At 56.6% G+C, this 17,840-nt stretch carries 14 protein-coding genes; 7 read left to right on the top strand and 7 right to left on the bottom strand.

The features are described from left to right. Positions 1–40 precede the first annotated feature (40 nt). Genes AC0V61_RS02385 through AC0V61_RS02370 form a run of 4 tightly spaced genes read left to right on the top strand, consistent with a single transcriptional unit; the run spans position 41 to position 4,189 of the window. The gene (locus AC0V61_RS02385) at positions 41–1,450 is read left to right on the top strand and encodes a serine hydrolase domain-containing protein (protein WP_486155669.1); all 1,410 of its coding nucleotides are present in this window, start codon (positions 41–43) and stop codon (positions 1,448–1,450) included. Further along, positions 1,447–2,853, top strand: a complete 1,407-nt coding sequence (locus tag AC0V61_RS02380; RefSeq protein WP_486155668.1) for an MFS transporter — start codon at positions 1,447–1,449, stop codon at positions 2,851–2,853. The genes AC0V61_RS02385 and AC0V61_RS02380 overlap by 4 nt, the downstream gene beginning before the upstream one ends. Continuing rightward, positions 2,850–3,896, top strand: a complete 1,047-nt coding sequence (locus AC0V61_RS02375) for a class I SAM-dependent methyltransferase (RefSeq protein ID WP_486155667.1) — start codon at positions 2,850–2,852, stop codon at positions 3,894–3,896. Before AC0V61_RS02380 ends, AC0V61_RS02375 begins: the two co-directional genes overlap by 4 nt. Next, positions 3,896–4,189 (top strand): hypothetical protein, encoded by a 294-nt coding sequence (locus AC0V61_RS02370; RefSeq protein WP_486155666.1) that lies wholly within the window; start codon positions 3,896–3,898, stop codon positions 4,187–4,189. Before AC0V61_RS02375 ends, AC0V61_RS02370 begins: the two co-directional genes overlap by 1 nt. Here the strand turns inward: AC0V61_RS02370 and AC0V61_RS02365 are convergent. Further along, on the bottom strand, positions 4,181–5,611 hold the full coding sequence (locus tag AC0V61_RS02365; protein WP_486155665.1) for an FAD-dependent oxidoreductase: 1,431 nt from the start codon (positions 5,609–5,611) through the stop codon (positions 4,181–4,183). The genes AC0V61_RS02370 and AC0V61_RS02365 overlap by 9 nt on opposite strands. 319 nt (positions 5,612–5,930) lie before the next feature. Between AC0V61_RS02365 and AC0V61_RS02360 the strand changes: the two genes are divergently transcribed. Continuing rightward, positions 5,931–8,381, top strand: coding sequence for a TonB-dependent receptor (locus AC0V61_RS02360; protein WP_486155664.1), 2,451 nt, complete (start codon positions 5,931–5,933; stop codon positions 8,379–8,381). A gap of 83 nt (positions 8,382–8,464) precedes the next feature. After that, positions 8,465–9,670 (top strand): serine hydrolase domain-containing protein, encoded by a 1,206-nt coding sequence (locus AC0V61_RS02355; protein WP_486155663.1) that lies wholly within the window; start codon positions 8,465–8,467, stop codon positions 9,668–9,670. On the opposite strand, the gene AC0V61_RS02350 is transcribed toward AC0V61_RS02355, so the two are convergent. Beyond that, the gene (locus tag AC0V61_RS02350; RefSeq protein WP_486155661.1) at positions 9,667–11,538 is read right to left on the bottom strand and encodes an AMP-binding protein; all 1,872 of its coding nucleotides are present in this window, start codon (positions 11,536–11,538) and stop codon (positions 9,667–9,669) included. The two genes, AC0V61_RS02355 and AC0V61_RS02350, sit on opposite strands and share 4 nt — an antisense overlap. Positions 11,539–11,684: 146 nt before the next feature. On the opposite strand from AC0V61_RS02350, the gene AC0V61_RS02345 reads away from it, so the two are divergent. Beyond that, on the top strand, positions 11,685–13,199 hold the full coding sequence (locus AC0V61_RS02345; protein ID WP_486155660.1) for an aldehyde dehydrogenase family protein: 1,515 nt from the start codon (positions 11,685–11,687) through the stop codon (positions 13,197–13,199). Positions 13,200–13,241: 42 nt separating this feature from the next. Here AC0V61_RS02345 and AC0V61_RS02340 read toward each other — a convergent pair whose 3' ends face one another. The 5 genes from AC0V61_RS02340 to AC0V61_RS02320 are packed head-to-tail and all read right to left on the bottom strand — an operon-like array spanning position 13,242 to position 17,731. Next, entirely contained in the window at positions 13,242–13,988 is a 747-nt protein-coding gene (locus AC0V61_RS02340; protein ID WP_486155659.1) for an SDR family NAD(P)-dependent oxidoreductase, read from the bottom strand. Further along, positions 13,985–14,812 carry an alpha/beta fold hydrolase gene (locus AC0V61_RS02335; protein WP_486155658.1) on the bottom strand — a complete coding sequence of 276 codons (828 nt, stop codon included), beginning with the start codon at positions 14,810–14,812 and terminating at the stop codon, positions 13,985–13,987. Before AC0V61_RS02335 ends, AC0V61_RS02340 begins: the two co-directional genes overlap by 4 nt. Positions 14,813–14,823: 11 nt before the next feature. Then, positions 14,824–15,741, bottom strand: a complete 918-nt coding sequence (locus AC0V61_RS02330) for a polysaccharide deacetylase family protein (protein WP_486155657.1) — start codon at positions 15,739–15,741, stop codon at positions 14,824–14,826. A gap of 14 nt (positions 15,742–15,755) precedes the next feature. Continuing rightward, a complete protein-coding gene (locus AC0V61_RS02325; protein WP_486155656.1) occupies positions 15,756–16,526 on the bottom strand; it encodes a maleate cis-trans isomerase family protein in 771 nt (256 codons plus the stop codon). Beyond that, entirely contained in the window at positions 16,526–17,731 is a 1,206-nt protein-coding gene (locus AC0V61_RS02320; protein WP_486155655.1) for an FAD-dependent oxidoreductase, read from the bottom strand. The genes AC0V61_RS02325 and AC0V61_RS02320 overlap by 1 nt, the downstream gene beginning before the upstream one ends. Positions 17,732–17,840: the final 109 nt, after the last annotated feature.

The following is a 17,840-nucleotide window of genomic DNA, read 5'->3' as shown; positions in this document are numbered from 1 at the left end:
CTGTGCAGATTGCCGAGAAATTGCCACTTTAAGACGCGGATTGTCGCTTGTTCTCCGCCAGTCGGTGAAGTCGCAGCGTGGGAGCGGAAAAGCTCTGGTGCGCGCTTACCGTCCCGTGCAGAACGAAAGGATTATGGTGCCCGCAAGCTCTAACCTAGCAGTCCGATTTGGCCTTTCCACTTTGGTGGCAGTGGGGCTTGCGTCTTGTGCGTCAACGAGCGGCGCGTCTGGTCAATCTGAGGCGGTAACAGCTAAGGCAGTGGCTGGTTCTCAATATTCTGAGGCCGATGAGGCGGAATATCTTGCGCGTTTCAAGCGCCTTGCGGAGGGTGGCAGCGGTGGTGCTGGCCTTGGTGCCTATGACCCTTTAGTGCCGGTTGCTGGCGCTGTGGACGCTGTGCCTATTGCTTCAGCGGCCAAGCCAACACTTTCTAACGACGCATTGAAAACCGCTGCGGCCTATGCAGGCGCTCGCAACAGCTCAGCTTTTATCGTCTGGCGCGCCGGAAGAATCGAGCACGAGAGTTATTTCGGCGATTTCGACGCTGCATCCACGCTAGTTTCAAAATCGCTTTCAAAGCCGATCACCGCCCTGATCGTTGGCCGAGCGTTACGGGATGGGCATATTGCCTCACTTGATCAACCGGTCGCTGACTTCATCACGGAGTGGAAAGGCAATGCTGAGCGCGAGAAGATCCTTATCCGCCACTTGCTTGATATGCGGTCAGGTTTTCTGCCTCAGGGGTTTGCACGCGATCCCGCCGATGTTTTGAACCGTGCCTATCTTCACCCGCGCCACGACGAGGTGATCATCAATGATTACCCGCTCACCCATGAGCCGGGAACGCGCTATGAATATGCCAATGCGACCTCGGAAATGGTCGCCCCGCTGATCGAGCGGGCGACGGGGATGCGATACTCTGAATATGTGAGCAAAGCTCTGCTCGAGCCGATTGGTGCGACCGGTGGGAGCGTTTGGGTCAACCGCGAGGGCGGGATGGCGCATTCAGGGTGCTGCATGCTTTTACCGGCGCGCTCGTTCCTTCGAATGGCCGTTTTGCTTTTGCAAGATGGCGTATGGGACGGCGAACGCCTTTTGCCTGAGGGCTACGTCGCTGAGATGCGCACGGGCACAGCTGAGAACCCGCACTATGGCTTGGGGCTCTGGCTTGCAGGGCCTTATCTCGAGCGGCGCGGTTTCGCGCATCCATCGGTGCCCTTTGGCAAGGTCCTGCATAGCGAACCCTATGCCGACAAAGATATCTTCCTCTTCGATGGGAATGGCAATCAGACAGTCGTGATGGTGCCGTCCAAGGACATGGTGATCCTGCGCATGGGCGGTCGACCGCCTGCTGAGGCGGAATGGGACAATTCATATCTGCCCAATATGCTGATCCGTGATTTGAGAGAGAACAATGGTGAAGCCATGCCGGAGGCGCAGGCCCAATGAACGCGAGCATTGCCACCAAACCGGGCGCTGCGCCTGCCGATGAAAAGCTCACTTTCGGGTTGAAGCTGGGTTGGGCGACCGGCGCGTTTGGTGTCGCGGTTCTGATGAACGGGATATCTGGTGTCATCCTGCTCTTTGCCGTCAGCATTCTTGGCATCGACCCGTGGCTGGCTGGCGCGGTTATCTTGGTCAGCAAGCTTTTCGATGTCGCAACTGACCCAATCGTCGGCATTTGGAGCGACCGGTATCGCTCTCCCAAAGGTCGGCGAAGGCCATTCCTGACCTGGGGGGCATTCGCGAGCGCTGCGAGCTTTGCGGCGATCTTCACCACGCCCCAATTCGACAATCAATATATCACCGCGCTTTATCTGTTCGGTGCGCTGTGCCTCTACGCATTCGGGTACACGCTTTATAACATCCCCTATCTCTCCATGCCTGCAGAGATGACGGACAGCTATCACGAGCGCTCTTCGATCCATGCTTTCCGCATGGTGTTCGTGGCGCTTGGCGGGATGGCCGCAGGGGCGGGCACGAAGGCTCTTCTCGATTACCTTGGTATCGGTGCCGCGAGCAGCTGGGCGACGGTGGGTATCATCGGCGGCGCGATCATCTTTGTCAGTATGATGGTGAGCTACCTCACCACAGCAAGCGCCCGCTTTACCCAGCCCGATGAAGCGGCGGAAACCAACAAGTTTGAACAATTGGCAAGCGAATTTGGGGCGGTCACCGGCAACCGGCATTTCGTGCGTCTCATCGGCGTCAAATTTTCGCAGCTCATGGGTGTGCAAACCATGGGCGCTGGGATGGCATATTTCTTCCTCCAGTATCTTGAGCGCGACTTTACTTATCTGGCGATGTTCTTTGTCGTGGTCTCGGTTTCGACCATCATCTTCTCACCCATATTGGTCGCGTTCTCAAAACGGTATGGAAAGAAGGCCGCCTATTATGTCGCGGCCGCAGTTAACATCATCTACGCGCTGAGCTGGACTTTCGCTGAGCCGGGTGAGCCGCTTTGGTCGATCCTTGCGCGCGCTTCGATTGTCGGGATCGCTTTTGGCGGCAATGTCATCATGGCGATGAGCATGCTCACCGATATCATCAATGAAGACGCAGGGCGTACCGGCGTTCGTCGCGAAGGGGCGTTCACAGCGCTCTACAGCTTTGTTGAAAAGCTAACCGGAGCGGTCGGACCGTTGATCGTGGGCGTCGCGCTTAGCTTTGTTGGTTTCAACAAAGACCTGCCGCCAGACGTGCCCCAAGGCGACGGCGTGAATACAGCGCTGCTTCTGGCCGTATCTTGGTTGCCAGCCATATTTTACGTGATCGCAGTGTTGCTGCTGTCAGGATACAAATTAACTGAAGATCAAATCGCAAATTCGAATAGTGAGAAAGCACCCTCATGAACCAGCATATCAACGCACCTGAACTGCGCCAGCGCGGGCGTGCATCGGTCGATTTCCTAGTACAAATGCTCAAGTCTTCCGGACCTATCTTTGCCCAAGTGAACGCCGAAATCGCGGCGAAATTGCCTGACCCGGCTGAACTTCCTGATGACTTGGATGAACGGCATGAGGCGATGGACACGATCTTGGCCGATAGCGATGCCTTTGCAGCGCAGCGCCTTTTGGGTGATTGGCATGGACGGATGCACGGACGCGTTTCCGCGGAGGCCTATGACGAGATTGCCGGGGATTTAGCCCCCGTGATCGAGGCGACTTCTAAAGGCCCTGCGACCATCGAATATGATCCAGACCTCACGTTTCCTGACTATTATGACGGCGTCAATTTTCACCGCACCACGGGCGGGTGGGTCAACAACGCGAACCAGGGCTTCATCCACGGCGAGCTCATTCATCGCAAAATGCTGGGACGCACCTTTCCGGGTGGTATCTTCCAGCAGCGTTTGAATGTGGCCGCTATGGCTCCTCGTGAGAATTACGCCAATATCCTTGATATGGGCTGTTCTTCAGGCCACTTCACCTACGCGCTGCAAAAGACCTATCCCGATGCTCAGATTACCGGCATCGACTATGCCGCTGAGATGATGGAGCACGCGTGGCGCACTGCAAATGCGAATGGCTGGAACTGGACACTTTACCAGCGCGGGGCGGAGGCGACCGGCTTTGACGATGCAAGCTTTGACCTTGTGACCAGCTACATTGTTCTTCACGAAATGCCTGAGGATGCGATCAAGGCAATGTTTGCCGAGGCCTTCCGCGTGCTGGAGCCAGGCGGCGATATGCTGATGTCTGACGTCACGCGCTATGCTGATCTTGATAAGCTTTCGGTTTGGAAAGCGGACCGCGGAGCGAAGTATGGCGGTGAGCCGCATTGGCGCGCATCAGCTTTGCTTGATTTGGCCGAATTGGCCCGCGAGGCGGGCTTCGAAGATGTGACAGCGGAAGGCCAATATCCCCATGTCGTTCAAGGTAGAAAGCCCGCTTGATGACGTCTGATCCAAAGAGCTTTAACCTGCCCGAGGGCGCGCTTTTGGGCGAGGCGCAAGTAGACAATCTGGGCCGTGCGCTGATCACTTTGATGCGCGAAGTTGTGGTGCTCAATGACCGGGTTCAGGTGATGGAGACGCTGCTCAATGACAACGGCATTGTCGCCTCAGAGGCAATCGATACGTACCAACCCGACGATGCGTTTCAGGCCAAGAGCGAGGCATCCATGGCCACAATCGTCGGCAATGTAATGGCAGCGCTTCAGGGCGCTGATGGCGACACGCTAAAGTAACGGATAGATCGCGCCTGCAAGGACTATGGTCATAAGGCCAGCTGCAATCAGTTTGATATTGCGCTCTGAACGAATCTTTCGGCGTTCGATCTCAACATAATCTAACCGAGGGTTTTGGGTCAAAAGGAACGCGGGCTTGTTGACTAAGAACGGTACAAACTTGTTCAGCAGCACCTGAATGCCAAACATCGCGGCCCAGCGGCGCGTTGCCCATTTACGGGTCGCATATTGTTCCGGGAACACAGTTTGGACGAGCCGCACGAGCGCCTTGGATTGAGGCAGGCGATCTCTCGCATAGTTTTGAACGGCCTCGCGCCAGTCTTCCGCTTGCGCCATTGCCTGCGCCAATCGCTCTAAGTCTTCGAGCGCCGAGTTGACGCCAAGTCCAAGGTCAGGTGGGAAGGCGTGAGCGCTGTCACCTATGAGGACCACTTGCGTGCCTCCAATCTCAGCGTGCAGATTGGCGGCATATTGCGGTTCGGGGAACTTACCCGGTCTCATCGAGACAAAGTCCTGAGCTTCGCTTAGCGGGATGAGCGCGCGGATATCGAGCTGCGGGTAAGATTCTTCGAGAAAATCCAGCAAATCTTGCGCATCATCAATCGTCCAAATGTGGTGATCGGGCTCTCTGATGATATTGAGACTGCGCGGCTGATCTTCGCCCGCGACCGGGAAGGCGAACAAAGAGCCCATCCGATTGAAATCTGTGAATGCCGAGGGAAAGATATACGCCATGGTCGTATCATCAATCGCCACATCACCCGACGCGCTGGTGAACTTAGGCGGGAAGTTGAGGACGCGATATCGCATCTGCGCCGAGGGTGAAGGGCACTGCGTCATCGCAAAGTGACCATCGGGGACAGCGTCAAGCTCACTGGCGGCTTCTCTGATGGTGGAGATCAGGCCATCGCAAGCGAGAATAAGGTCGGGTGAGAATGTGCGGGTCGATCCATCGCCGCTTGCAACGGTGATCTTGAGCCCAGAACTATCGTCTGCTTGGCTCAAACCCTCGACCGAGTGCCCATACAAAAGCTCGATCCTGCCATCGCCACGCTCAGCAACTGCGCCTGCCAAAAGCGTCAGCAGATTGCGCCGCGTGGTCCAATAACATGTGGGACGGTCTGCATCGATGATAGGTGCCTGCGTGGTTTTGGCGGTGCCATCTGGGGTCACGATAGTTGCGGCAAATGCGTCATTGGCGACCCCGGACTGCGGCAGTTGATCCGCAAGACCAAGCCGCGCCAGCATCGCCTGCCCGCGACCGTCCAACTGGTAATTAAACGACTTGTTCTTCTCAAAATCGGCAGGCGATGCGCGTCGCTCGGCCAGCACGATCTCGTCCCATCCCAGTTGCTGAAATAGCAAGGCAGCGGCTAGCCCACTTGGCCCTCCGCCAGCGATAAAGACTGATTTGTTAGTCATAGCTATGCGATGCCTGATTGGTGCTGCAATCGGCATTGCGCGCAACAATATCTCCGACAAACGGATAGATACACAGCTTTATTCCAATCCAGCAGTATCCGAAACCTTCATCGCGGTACCAAATGGGAAGTCAGATCGCACAAATTAGCTCAACCTGCTTTGCAAAAAACTCACTGCACAATGGAGACTTTTGACAAAATCAAAGGCTCAACCGAGCCGTCTAACCGCCGAACGGATAAACTCATCCAATCCTATGGAGGAAGTTTTGACGCCTATCGCAGCAATACGTAGTCGAGAGAAACAACGGAGGTATTTTGTGATGCAGCGCAAGTTTGGTTTTAACAAAGCAACGCGGCTGATGGCTTCAACCGGGATTGCTTTTGCCCTTGCTGGCGGCGCTGCTAGCACGGCTTACGCACAAGACGGCGAAACGGCGGAAGAAGGTGACGAGACGCAAAACGTCATCATTGTGACCGCTCGTAGCCGGGCAGAGAACATTCAAGATGTTCCGATCGCTATCACAGCGTTTGACGAAACAGACATTGAACGCCGCGGGATCCAAGAACTGGATGATGTGGCGCGCTTTACTCCTGGTTTCAGTTTTGAAGATTTCTCCGGTGGCTTCGCCCAGCCGACCATTCGTGGCCAGGCAACAACCCGCGTAACCGCGCTTGAATCGAACGTGTCGACCTTCTTTGATGGCATTTATATTCCGCGTTCCTGGGCTGTAGATATCGGCACGGCAAACCTCCAACGGGTTGAGATTGTCAAGGGTCCGCAAAGCGCACGTTATGGCCGCAATGCTTTCTCCGGTGCGATCAATTATGTGCCTCGCAAGGCAGAAATGACGGGTGAAATCTCAGGAACCGTTGATGCAACCCTTGGTAGCGATGAGCGTTATGATTTTGGCGCATTTTTGAACTTCTCACTGACGGAAAACTTTGCTTTTGCTGCCAGTTATGATCGTTCTGAGTTCGACGGGTCGTGGGAGAATGCGCACCCATTTGCAGACACTCTCAATGTTAATGGACCAAGCACGACCGGTAACCTGGGAGGCTGGGACAATGAGGCAATCTCTGTCTCGGCGATTGCGGAAGTGTCGCCGGGCATAACAATCAATGCGTCCTACAATCATTTTGATGTAGAAAATGAAGCGCGCGCTTCGCGTTACTTTGGCGACAGTTCAGGTGGTATTCTGGACCCAGAACAAAGCCTCGCTTTGACCCCGATCACAAATGGCGGTGCTTTGCGCTTTGGAGCGTTCTCGCCGCTCGTCGTTGGCGAACTGCCTGATCCTGCGGATGTAGCTCTGGTTGATCCACGAAGCTTTGCAAATCAGTCGGATACGGGAATTTTCCGCGCTGAAGTGAACGCAGAGGTGACAGATGATCTCACATTCAACTACGTCTTTGGCAACGTAGATGGCGACGTTAATATTGGCACCAGCGGTGAGCCTGATCCGATCAATTGCGGCACATTGGTCAACATCGTTGTGCCGCTGTGCAACTTCCAGCAGACGCCGGTTGGTGGGATCAATTACGATACCCATGAAGCTCGTCTGACGTTCGACAATGGCCAGATCCGTGCATCGGTCGGCGGCTTTATCTCGGATGGTACTGACACCAACCGTTTTGCCTCGATCAACCTTGCGCCGATCACCGACGCCGATACTTTTGAGCCTCTCCTCGGCACCGATGTGGGATCACCGCCAAACACGGTGACCGGCAGCGTGTTTGGACCGTTCTTCAACATCCTCTTGGCCAGCGAGGAGACACGCACAGAAGTACAGTCCCTCTTTGGCGAGGTCTTCTGGACATCAGGCGATGGCCGACTGACGCTTGGCGCAGAAGGTCGGTATTCAGAGACAGAGATCACCGCGACTGACAACAGGCGCGGCGCGACTTTGAACGACACGTTCAAAGAGTTCACACCGCGCTTCACCGTCGATTACGAGGTAAACCCAGACGTCCTTGTGTTCGGCTCAGTCGCACGCGGCGCAAAGGCTGGTGGCTTCAACGTCACGGCGCGCAGTGTTGAAGATTCTGTGTTCGATCCAGAGTATAACTGGACCTATGAGCTTGGCCTGAAGAGCACTTTGCTCAACGGTGATCTCGTGTTCAACGCCTCGGTCTTCTATACCGATTGGACCGACATTCAGGTCAACGCGGCCGATGAAGATCCTGCCAACCCAGCGGACCCCAACGTCCCATCCATCACGCTAAACCTTGGTAATGCCGAAGTGTATGGCTTTGAAATGGCGACACGTTGGCAGGCGACTGATGAGCTAAGCTTTGATGCGACCTTCAGCCATGCTGAGGCGACCTATTCGGACGACACCGTCGACAGCCGCCTTAGCCGTGGTACACCGGGCGTCTCGGTTCCATGCGATGACATTGTCTGTAACTCAAACGGCAATATCGGCGGCAATGAAGTCGAACGCCAGGCCCCGACGCAGGCATCTTTTGGTGCGCAGTGGGACTCGTTCATTGGCGATGATGACAGCTACTTTGTCCGTCTGGATGGAAGCTGGCAGAGCGATTTCTTCGCGGATAGCGCCAACGTTGGCATCATCCCAAGTCGTTTCCTTGTGAACGCAAGCGCGGGTTTCACCATCAACGAGAACTATTCGATCCGTATCTGGGCGCGCAACCTGCTTGACGAGAAGTACACCTCGAACGCTTTCGTTGTGCTGCTTCCCTTCGGCAACACCTATGGTCAGTTCTTCGGTGAACGCCGGACTTATGGCGTGACCGCATCGGTTGATTTCTAGATCGCTGATCGAATTGCTTTGAGTGGCGGGGAGGGTTTCAATATCCTACCCCGCCATTCTCATTTTTGGGAGTTTGAGAAACCTTGCTAAAATCGCGTTGGATCAAAATTCCGCTCGCTATCATCGCTGCAATTCTGGTGGGACTTGGCATCTTTGCACTGACCCCCATCGGACAGGATGTGATCAGGATCGCGCGGCTTGCGCCCAAGCTTGAGACAGCGACGATAACCCAAACTCAGCTGTTCACGCCGCAGGTTGTTGTAGGGGAACAGTGCGAAGCTGTTCCACTGGCGAAGTCCCAGAACGCACTTTCCCCTAAACTGGCAGCGGCGATTGAAGAAGCGCAAGGCTACTCAGATGAGATGCAGGGCGTTGGCCTTATCATCATGCGTGATGGTGAGGTCCTGCACGAGCAATACACCGATGGTGGCGGGCCAGACCAATGGGTGCGCAGCTTCTCGATGCAAAAATCGCTCGTCGCGCTGACGCTGGGGATTGCGATTGAGAGGGGAGCGGTTGGCTCGATTGATGAACCGGTGTCGACCTATATTCCTGAGTGGGCCGATGATCAGCGCGGTGCAATAACGCTGCGTCAATTGCTCAACATGGAAAGCGGTCTTGAGATAACGGGGCCCACCACCTTCACGGGTATCCGCCAGCTTCTTGGAAACGATATCAATGCGATCTTCCTTGATAAGCCGCTCGCCGAAGACCCTGGCGCAGGTTTTGCGTACAACAACGCCAATAGTCAGGTTTTGGGTATTGCACTTGACCGCGCGCTCCAGAATGCTGGCCGTGGCAGATATGCGGAGTTCTTTGAGAACAATCTGTGGTGCCGCGCAGGCAATGGTGAGGCGGCGCTGTGGTTCGACAGCGAAGAGGGCAGCGTTCGCTATTACTCAGGCATCTTTACAGACCTGGCCAGCTGGGCGCGTATTGGTGAGTTGATCCGCAACGGCGGCGCAAATGGTGACACACAGGTAGTCCCCGGCGACTGGATTTCTGCCATGGGAAAGCCTGCCCCGACCAATCCCAATTATGGCCTTCACGTCTGGCTTGGTGCTCCTGAAGATGGCACGCGCGAGTACAACCCCGACAATCCAATCTTCGTGCCGCACAGCGCCCCTTATCTGGCGCAGGATGTCCTCTTCTTCGACGGCTTTGGCGGACAGCGTGTTTATGTTGTGCCCTCAGCGGGTCTGACCATCGTGCGCAGCGGTGAGGTGAACCTAGGCTATGATGATGCAGTGATCGTCAACGCAGTCTTGGGCGCGATCGAGGGAAGCTAAGCGAGGTTCGACTTGATCTCGCAGTAGCTTTCTTCAATCTGCGCAATAACCGCCGGGTCTTCGATTGTTTGCGGCACGATGTACTCGGTCCCATTGGTGATTGCGCGCAGCAGATTGCGCAAGATTTTGCCTGAACGGGTTTTGGGCAGGGTCTTCACGGCGATGATATCGCGCGGCGCAGCAATAGGGCTGATCTGCTTGCGCACGGCCTCGCTAATGGCTTTTTCCGGTTGGTTCGTGCCGCCAGATGCCGCCACGAAGTAGACCACGGGCACTTCGCCTTTAAGCTCATCGCTTGCCCCGATCACCGCGCATTCGACAACACAATCACAGCCTGCAACGACCTCCTCGATCTGCCCGGTGGAGAGCCTGTGGCCCGCGACATTGATGATATCATCGGTGCGCCCCATGACCCGGTAAGAACCATCGGGATCGCATACCCCTGCATCGCCAGTCGCATAAACGCCGGCGAACGCGCTGAAGTAGCCGTCGAAGCCGTGTTGGTTTTGCCAAAGCGTTCGGAAACTGCCGGGAGGAAGAGGCTTTCTGATGATGAGATTGCCGGTGGTCCCCACCGGAACTCCCGCGCCGTTTTCATCCAGCACCTCAAAGGCAAAGCCGGGTACTGGATAGCCTGCAGACCCCACCGGTGCAGGCTCAGTGCCAAGACCCACACAGCTCGCAAGCGCGGGCCAGCCAAGCTCGGTTTGCCACCAATGGTCCACCACCGGACGATCCAGCTGCGCACCAATCCATTCAACAGTGTCAGGGTCCGCGCGCTCGCCTGCGAGGAACAATGCGCGCAAGCGCTCTGGATTGGCATTCTTGAGAAGCTCACCGTCGGGATCAGCGGCTCGGATAGCGCGGATCGCAGTGGGCGCAGTAAAGAGCACGCGCACATCGTGTTTTACCACGACATCCCAGAAAATGCCCGCGTCCGGTGTCCCCACGGGTTTGCCTTCGAACAGCACCGTCGCATTGCCGTTGAGGAGCGGGCCATAGACGATATAGCTGTGTCCCACGACCCAGCCGATATCACTCGCCGCCCAATAGGTCTCGCCCGGCTGCACGCCGTAAATGTTGCCCATCGACCAGTTAAGGGCAACGCCATAACTACCCGTTTCGCGCACAACGCCCTTTGGCTTTCCAGTCGTGCCAGAGGTGTAGAGGATATAGAGCGGATGATCTGAGGGCACATCCACGCAAGCTGCAGGCTGAGCAGCGGCAAGCGCCGCCTGCCAATAGACATCGCGCTCATCACTCAGCGTGGCCTCGCACTGCTCGCGTTCCCACAAAGCGACCTTTGGGCGAGGCGCGTCTGAAAGGGACAGAGCCTCTTCGACAATCGGCATATAGGGTATGACGCGAGTACCCTCGATCCCGCACGCTGCGGTAAGAGCGACCACCGGCTCGCAATCGTCAATGCGTTTGGCGAGTTCTGCAGCGGAAAAGCCTCCGAACACCACCGAATGCACCGCGCCAATCCGCGCGCAGGCCAGCATTGCAAAGATGGCTTGCGGGATCATTGGCATATAGATGATGACCCGGTCGCCGGCCTTAGTGCCCATAGCTTTGAGCATCCCGGCGGTCTGCGCGACCTCTGATTGCAGTTCGGTGAAAGTGTAGGTCGCGCTCGTACCGGTGACTGGGCTTTCATAGATCAGAGCCGTGTCATCCCCGCGCCCCGCTTCGACATGGCGGTCCACTGCATTGTGGCAAAGGTTGAGGTTCCCATCGGCAAACCACGCCGCATCCTCATGCTCCAATGCCTTTGATGGGGCTTGGCTCCAATCAAGCGCCTTGGAAGCCTCCAACCAGAAGGCGTCGGGATCATCTATGCTGGCGTTATAGGTTGTTTGATAGCTCATGGATGTGAGCTATGCGATGTGGCGTTCCAATCGCCAAGAGGGGATGGCTATTGTCCACCCTTCGGTGAGTTTGCGTTGGCGTTGTTCGGGGATCACGGCGCCTGCGTAATACGAGCATAACGACAGCTTTTCGCAAAGGCGCGCATATGACTGAGATTTCCGTAATCAATCCCGGCCATGGTGAGGCGACACAAGCCTTTCTGGCGCGCGGTCCGTTTCTCAACTTTATCGATGGCAAGTGGGTGCCGGCCCACGGGGGAGGCGAGTTTGCAACGCTTGATCCAGCGACAGGTGAGGCGCTAGGCAATATCGCCCGCTCTGGCGCAGCGGATGTGGATGCGGCCGTGGCAGCAGCACGGCGCGCGTTCGATGACGGGCGCTGGTCGGGCCTAACCCCAATGGATCGTAGCAAGGCGCTGTGGAAGATCGCCGATCTGATCGAGGAGAACATCGACGAGCTCGCTGAGCTGGAAACGCTCGATCAGGGCAAAGCTCTTTACGTTGGGCGCTGGGCTGAAATTCCGGGGGCGGTGTATCAGTTCCGCTATTTCTCCGGCCTTGCGACCAAGATTGAGGGGTCGACGATCCCGACCTCGATCAATTATCAACCTGAGGGTAAAGAGGTTTTTGCCTACACGCAGAAAGAGCCTATCGGAGTGGTCGGGGCGATTGTGCCGTGGAACTCACCCTTGGTGCTGACCGCGATGAAGCTTGCACCGGCTTTGGCGGCCGGATGCACGGTTGTGTTGAAACCGGCGGAGAACACCTCGCTTACCGCAGTTCGGTTGGTGGAATTGATGGCCGAGGCAGGGCTTCCTGATGGCGTCATCAACCTCGTGTGCGGCTATGGAGGTGAAGCGGGGCAAGCGCTGGCCGAGCACCCTAGCGTCGATAAAGTCGCCTTCACCGGATCGACCGCGACAGGCAGGCGCATCCTTGATGCGGCCAAAGGCAACCTCAAGAAAGTGACCCTTGAGCTGGGCGGCAAATCACCGGTGATCATCATGGATGACGCGGATGTGGATGCCGCGATCCAGGGCGCTGCCAATGCGATCTTTTTCAATGGTGGGCAGGTCTGCATCGCGGGCTCGCGGCTCTATTGCCACAGCTCTTTGTTCGACCGCGTGACCGCAGGCATCGCTGAAATCGCCAGTTCGATCCAAATGGGCCACGGCCTCAATCAAGCCACCCAAATGGGGCCGCTGGTCTCGAAAGAGCACACGGCCAAGGTTGGCGACTTTATCGAAAGCGGCAAAAAGGCTGGCGCAAGCGTGCTATGCGGCGGCGAGGTGGCGGGGCCCAACGCGTCATTCGTGACGCCCACCGTCCTCACCGATGTGTCCGCCGATATGGAGATTGTGCGGGAGGAAGTCTTTGGCCCTGTGCTTGTTGCCAGCAAGTTTGATGACCTCGACGAAGTGGTCGCTCTGGCCAATGACAGCGCTTATGGCCTTGCGGCTGGCGTGTGGAGTGAAAGCATGTCCAATGCATTGCGCCTCACCAACCGGATTAAGGCGGGCACGGTGTGGATCAATGGCCACGCGATGTATGATGCCTCGCTCCCCATCGGCGGGATGAAGCAGTCAGGCTGGGGCCGGGACAGCGGGCAGGCGGCGCTTGAGAATTATCTTGAGCTCAAGACAGTTTGCGCGATCTACTAAGCAGGTAGGCTAGGCCGCGAGAGCAGCCTCAGGCTGTGCGTTTTAGGCGGTTCTGGCACCGTCGATGGGGATGACGGTGCCGTTCAAATAGCCGGGCGCTTCGCCTAGAAGCCAAGCCACGGTCTGCGCGATCTCTTCCATCGAGCCAAAGCGGCCAATCGGGGTCTCTTTGCGCAAGTTTTCGAAGACTTCGGGGATGTTCTTTTCGATCTCGGTGAACTTCTCAGTCTCCGTGATCCCTGGCGCGATGGCGTTGATCCTGAGGCCTTGCGAGGCGTATTCAATCGCCGCTGATTTGGTGAGGCCGATGAGCCCCCATTTGCCAGCGGAATAATCGGCCATCCCGCGTGTGCCGCGAAGCCCTCCGGTGGAGCTGTTGTTCACAATCGCCCCGCCGCCGCTTGCGATCATGAGCGGGATTTCGGCGCGCATCAGGTAAAAGACTGCGTCGAGATTGACCGTAAGGCTGGCGCGCCAACGCTCCAATGGCATCTCGTGCAAAGGACCATCGCCGATTGTGTCACCAAGGTTGTTGAAGGCGCCATCAAGGCGGCCAAATGTGTCCTTGATTGAAGCGATGAGGGCTGCACAGCTCTCAGCATCAGTTCCGTCAAAGGCAAAGGGGGTCGCTTCTCCGCTTTGTTCTTGAATTGTGGCGACAACTTCTTCGCATGCCTCTGTCCGACGCGAGGCCACCACCACATGCGCGCCTTTGGTTGCAAGGTGGATCGCGGTGGCGCGGCCCATACCTTGGCTTGCACCTGCGACCAGATAGACGGGTTTCGTCATGGGAATTCCTTTTCGAGGAAAGTGTCGATGGCCGCCGCTTTGCTGGCCGGGCTTTCATCACACAAGGCCACTTTTGCATCGGGTACGAGCGATTGAAGTTCCGCAAAGCCTGTATCGAGCGGGTTGCCCCCATCTCCAATCAGGAGGGTCGGCACCTTGAGCTTCACCAAATCGGCGCGCACATCGTGGCGGAAAACCGCGTGATAAGGGAGGTGATAGCTCTCCAAATTGGTGAGGATATCCATCGTCAGCGTGTGCAGCAGCTCAGGATCAAAGCTACCGCCTGGGCGCATGTGTTCAGCGTCTTTCTTATAATGCGGGAAGAAGATCATCTGATCGCGGATATATTGCCAAGCCCAATGAAATTGGCTGCCGGTTTCATCGGGTTTGCGCGGGTGGGCGTAGTGCTCAAGCATCTCGGCTCGCAGATCGTCATCGAGCAAAGCGACCCCATCGAGGATCAGAGCTTTGACGCGCTGAGGGTGCGCCAAGGCCCAAGCAATCGCGATATGCGCGCCTGTGTGCGTGCCATAAAGCGCAATTTTCTCCGCGCCCAAAGCATCGGAACCCCGGTCAAGCATATCGGCGAAGTCGGCGACTTGCGGCGCGTCTACCTGAGGCGCGCAGGATTGGCCGTTGCATGGGTTGTCGAAGGCGATGACGGTTCGGCCATCGACCGCTTCGATCAATCCGATGAGCGAAGCAGAAGAAGCGGGCGAGGCGTGAAGCGCCACAAGAGGCAAAACGCCCGCAGCGCTATCGCGCCGTCGCAAATGAAGTTGCCCCTCGCTTATGCTCGCATAGGCCTTCTCAATCTTGCCCATGCGAATGCAGCCTAGCCCAATTGCCCCGGAAAATGCGCCTCGTGGTTTTCGGCATACCAATCCGCGATTTCCTCACGCGTGGTCCACCAAATGCCATCAAGCGTTTGCGCATATTCGATAAACTCGCGCAAAGCCCGGATGGTGTATGCGCGCCCTGAGACATGCGGGTGAAGCCCCACATTCATGATCCGCCCCGAAGTCGCGCCCTCTTTGTGGAGCACTGACAGCTCCTCGATCAAAAGATCGCGGTATTCGTCAGTCGTGCGAGCATTGCGGGTGAGGATAGTGAAGTCATTGATGACGTTGGAATAAGGCGTCCCCACAATCGGGCCCGCATCGGTGCGGATCATGTAAGGCTGGTCATCATTCATAATGTCGCAGTACGCCTTGAACCCTTCCTCCACGAGGATGGTCGGCGTGTTCAAAGTGCCGCGCAGCGACGAGGATAGCCACACCTTGGGTTTGCGACCCGTGTGTTCCTCATACATTGCAACCGAGCGCTGAATGATGGAGCGTTCGGTGTCGATATCGTCGTGGAAATCGGTGAGCAGCTCGCCTTGCTCATAATTATGCGCGATCAGTTCGCCGCCGCGCTCTAGGCAGGCATCGGCCATTTCCTTGCGCCGCTCGAACGTCACCGCGTTGACGGTGCAGGCAGGCTTTACGCCCATTTCATCAAACATATCGAACATGCGCCAAACGCCCACGCGCTGACCATATTCGCGCCAGGAGTAATTGGGATAGTCGGGAATGCGGCCAGCCAATGCATTGGGGAGGAGAGCAGGGCCGCCAGCATAGTAGGGCTGATCTGTGTCTTTAACGAGGTCCCATGTCTCCAAATTGATGGTCATCATCAGCGCGACCTTCGCGCCGCCCGGCCATTTCAATGGGGCGCGCTTGGAAATCGGAACGTAGTCGTATTCAAACATGGGTAGAGGGTCCTCTAAAACTCTTCAAGCAATCGCCCAAAGCCGTACACCTTATCTGTAATGCCGTTTTGCCGCAGCGCGTTCCAATAGGTCGCGGTATTGATCGCGATCACTGGTTTACCCAGATAGAGCTCAGCTGCTGCTGCGAGGCGGGTCATCGACAGGTTTGTGCCAACCTGCACCAATGCATCGACATCATCGCCGTCGAGCTTGTGCAATTCATCGCGCAAAGTCGCAGTCGGCACTTGCGCGATCGAAGTCCAACTCGGGCATTTAAGACAGGTGTCGCGCACGACCTCAATCCCGTGGTCGGACATAAAGTGTGCCACTTGAGCATTGGCAGAAGGGTAATAGGGCGAGACGACCGCAATCTTTTTGATGTTCCCGCCATAGGCATTGAAGGCTTCGATCAGGGACTGGGAGCCGGTGCACAGCTTAAGTCCGCTCGCCTCTTCGATGTTGGAGCGCCATTCCTCCGCGCCCTTTGCCCCGCCGTAAAATGTGACCGCCGACATGCCCATCACAAGGTAATCGGGGTTGCATGTAAGGACACCTCGCACCGCATCGAGCGTATTGCGGCTGATCTCCAGCGTGCCCGCCATAAAGGTCTCGTCAGAAATCGCCTGTGCATCATCGACGACAATGCGGCTGTAGTGATTGGTGACACCGGGGACGCGCAGATCGTCAAAGTCGGGTTGCACAATGGTATTGGTCGAAGGGCCAAGGACGCCGAAGAGCTTTCGGTGCCCCTGAACATCAGGATTTGGACGTTCCCAAACAGACATTAAGCGATCGCCTTTTCATCCTCGAGGCACTGGATCATCGCCTGACGGATCAGGAATTCACGGCGCTGATCCGGGTCTTCCTTCTTCGCAAGCAGATCGCTTTTTCGCTTTTCATGAAGCTTGCCCTGACCATCGGAGAGATACTCCATATTCTTGATCGTTTGGGCCTGGATAAAATCATGTGTGGTGGTGCGGCGCTGACGGTCGAACAGGCCAAGCCGCTCGCTTGCGTCCATCCCGTGGTTGAAAATCCCGTCCAGCTTTTCGCACAGGTTGAACGCGTCATGGATGCCGCTGTTCATGCCAAACCCGCCGATCGGATTGTTGAGGTGCGCCGCATCGCCGATGATCGCAACGCGCCCATCCACGAAGTTTTTGGCGACGCGTTGGTGCACCCGGTAAATCGTTCGGTGAACGGTCTCCACCGCCTCACCATCGCCAAGCAGCCGGTCGAACACTTCGTTCTTCTTGGCATCGGCGCGCAGCTCATCATCTGACATCTCATCTTTCGCGGGCACCAAAATGCGCCAAAGCGACGGCACGCGCAAAAGCACCATCCACTCTTCCGGATCAGAGACGTAGTTCACATAAGAAAGGTTAGGCAGATGCTCTTCCAGCGGCACTTTCGAGGTGTAGCAAAGAAAGCGCTCTGGATAGGTGAAGCCGTCAAAGCCTGTGCCCATCCATTTGCGGACCATTGAGTTGGAGCCGTCGGCACCGATCAGATATTCGGCGTTGATCTTCACGATTTCCGTCGGGCTTTCGACATAGGCGCTAACTCCTTGCGCATCCTGTTCGTAGCCCACGACGCGGTGGTTGAAGAGCACTTCAGCGCCCGACGCACCGCGCACGGCTTCTGACAACATGCGCGAGAGGTGGTATTGTTCGCATTGCACCCGGAAAGGGAAGCGGGTGAGGTCGGAAAGCTCGCTCAGGTCAAAGTCGATAACTTCGCCCGATTGCCGCTCACGGAAGTGATAGATCGGCGCTTTCAGGCCCATCTCAATCAGCTTCTCAGTAATCCCAAACTGGTCGAGCATCTCCAGGGTAGGCGGGTGAAACGTCGATGCACGTAGGTCGAGCGCGCAATCTTCCTGCGCCTCTACCAAGACAACCTCAATCCCTTGCTGAGCCAGCAGATAGGCAGCAACGGTGCCAACTGGCCCGGCCCCTGCGACAACAACTTTGGTGTTATACTCTTTCATCGAGTGCTCCGAATTGTATCCCGGAACCCTCAATAGGTGTGCATATTTCGAAGAGGCGCGAAATTGGCCCGCGTCTCCGCTGTGCGGTAAGCGCGCTTTGACTTATCCG

This window comes from Erythrobacter sp. JB1-4, from assembly GCF_057365025.1.
The sequence above is the reverse complement of the archived record's forward strand: the minus strand, read 5'-3'. Positions and strand labels throughout refer to the sequence as shown.

Excerpts from the sequence above, each read along its gene's own strand:
- AC0V61_RS02340 (WP_486155659.1), bottom strand. The coding sequence starts at position 13,988 with ATGACGAAACCCGTCTATCTGGTCGCAGGTGCAAGCCAAGGTATGGGC.
- AC0V61_RS02320 (WP_486155655.1), bottom strand. The coding sequence starts at position 17,731 with ATGAAAGAGTATAACACCAAAGTTGTTGTCGCAGGGGCCGGGCCAGTT.
- AC0V61_RS02365 (WP_486155665.1), bottom strand. The coding sequence starts at position 5,611 with ATGACTAACAAATCAGTCTTTATCGCTGGCGGAGGGCCAAGTGGGCTA.
- AC0V61_RS02370 (WP_486155666.1), top strand. The coding sequence starts at position 3,896 with ATGACGTCTGATCCAAAGAGCTTTAACCTGCCCGAGGGCGCGCTTTTG.
- AC0V61_RS02380 (WP_486155668.1), top strand. The coding sequence starts at position 1,447 with ATGAACGCGAGCATTGCCACCAAACCGGGCGCTGCGCCTGCCGATGAA.
- AC0V61_RS02330 (WP_486155657.1), bottom strand. The coding sequence starts at position 15,741 with ATGTTTGAATACGACTACGTTCCGATTTCCAAGCGCGCCCCATTGAAA.
- AC0V61_RS02375 (WP_486155667.1), top strand. The coding sequence starts at position 2,850 with ATGAACCAGCATATCAACGCACCTGAACTGCGCCAGCGCGGGCGTGCA.
- AC0V61_RS02350 (WP_486155661.1), bottom strand. The coding sequence starts at position 11,538 with ATGAGCTATCAAACAACCTATAACGCCAGCATAGATGATCCCGACGCC.
- AC0V61_RS02345 (WP_486155660.1), top strand. The coding sequence starts at position 11,685 with ATGACTGAGATTTCCGTAATCAATCCCGGCCATGGTGAGGCGACACAA.
- AC0V61_RS02325 (WP_486155656.1), bottom strand. The coding sequence starts at position 16,526 with ATGTCTGTTTGGGAACGTCCAAATCCTGATGTTCAGGGGCACCGAAAG.
- AC0V61_RS02360 (WP_486155664.1), top strand. The coding sequence starts at position 5,931 with ATGCAGCGCAAGTTTGGTTTTAACAAAGCAACGCGGCTGATGGCTTCA.
- AC0V61_RS02335 (WP_486155658.1), bottom strand. The coding sequence starts at position 14,812 with ATGGGCAAGATTGAGAAGGCCTATGCGAGCATAAGCGAGGGGCAACTT.